The organism is Nocardia sp. NPDC058497, from assembly GCF_042720195.1.
GTDB lineage: Bacteria > Actinomycetota > Actinomycetes > Mycobacteriales > Mycobacteriaceae > Nocardia.
In genome coordinates this window covers 1-1347 of sequence record NZ_JBHXMY010000221.1, presented here as the reverse complement: position 1 = coordinate 1347, position 1347 = coordinate 1, and the positions used below count along the sequence as shown (strand labels likewise).

At 67.7% G+C, this 1347-nt stretch carries 1 protein-coding gene and 1 pseudogene; both read right to left on the bottom strand.

The window, feature by feature from the left end; translation table 11 throughout:
- Window positions 1-687, bottom strand: a 687-nt coding sequence (locus tag ACFWPJ_RS16615) for an ESX secretion-associated protein EspG (protein WP_378852198.1), incomplete at its 3' end; no start/stop codon positions are given.
- Window positions 674-1347, bottom strand: a pseudogene (locus ACFWPJ_RS16610) (hypothetical protein); the annotation flags it as partial. The pseudogene ACFWPJ_RS16610 and the gene ACFWPJ_RS16615, both read right to left, overlap by 14 nt.

Here is a 1347-nt window from a genome sequence, read left to right as displayed (position 1 = left end):
ACTGCTGTCGAGCGGCTCGGCGATGATCGGGTCGCCGGTTCTGACGTAGTAGCGCCCGTCCGGGTAGTCCATCCACCAGAAGGTGCGCTCCGGCGTCGTCGGCCGGGCATCAACGGCGCCACCCGAGTACGCGGCGATCTCTCCGTGTCCCGAGCGTGGCCGCCGAAACACCCGGTCGAGCTGATCCACCGCGCTGAGCGCGCCCTTGCGGTATTCGAAGTGCTCATCTTCGTCGGCGATCCGCGAACGGGGGATCTCGAGCGGCGCGAGCGTGCCGGGCCCGCGTTCGGGCAGTGCCGACACCGCGACCTCGGCGAGGTTATCGGCACCGCACCAGGTGAGCACGACATCACCACCGGTGTTGTCGGTGCTACCCGGCTCCTGTGCGAGTGCTGCTCCGCCTTCGCCGCGGATCGCGCCGTGGAATCGGATAATTCGCGGGCTGTCCTGCCCGGCAAAGCCTTTCGATTCCAGCCGGGCGTCGGGGTGCAACAGGGTATCCAGTGCGCGTTCGATCATCGGGTCGTACTTGGTGAGCAGGCTTTCCGCCGCCCGTTCACGATCCCGCTTCAGATCGTCGAAATCACTGATATCCGTATGGGATTGCAGGGGATAGGGCAATCGGTCGCGACCATAGGCGGACCACAGAATCTCGAATTCCTGCCCGGTGAACCTACTGCTGTGCACTGTCGTAATCACCGCCGATGACCGGTGGCACCGCCCTGATCTCACCGAGTCCGGTGAGGATCTCGCCGTTCTCCTGATTGATCAGATAGTCGGGAACGCCACGGTGTTCGTCGTCGTTCTGTCCCTTACCCGCACCCGCGCCCATACCGGGCATTCCCGCCATCCCGGCTCGGCCCGCGGCGGCCGCACCGGAACGTCCCGCCGCCGCCGTCGCCGCCGCGGGCTGCCCCGCGTTCGGCGCCGCGGCGACCGCACGACCAGGACTCGGAGCGCCCGCTGTGCCGCCGCCTCGGCCACCACCACCGGAGCCGCCACCGCGGCCTGATCCTGGTGTCGTACCCAGAGGTGTGGCGGTCGCGGGCCCAGCTGTCGATGGATTCGCGGTTGTCGGCGTACTCGGCTGCGCGGTGTTGGGGGTCGTCGTGGTCGGCGTCGCTGTGGACGCGGCAGTGGTGTCGTCGGTCGAGGAGGGATCAGTCGAATCCGGTTGGTTCCCACCGTTCGTGCCCGCCGAGTCATAGGTGCCGGTGCCCTGCGGTGTCTGCGTGCTCGGCGTTTCCGGTGCGGTCGGCTGACCCGTGGGGCTTCCGTTATCGCCACCGGACGGTGTTCCGGTATTTCCTCCACCCGGTGTCGACGGGTTACCGCCATCGCCGGCAA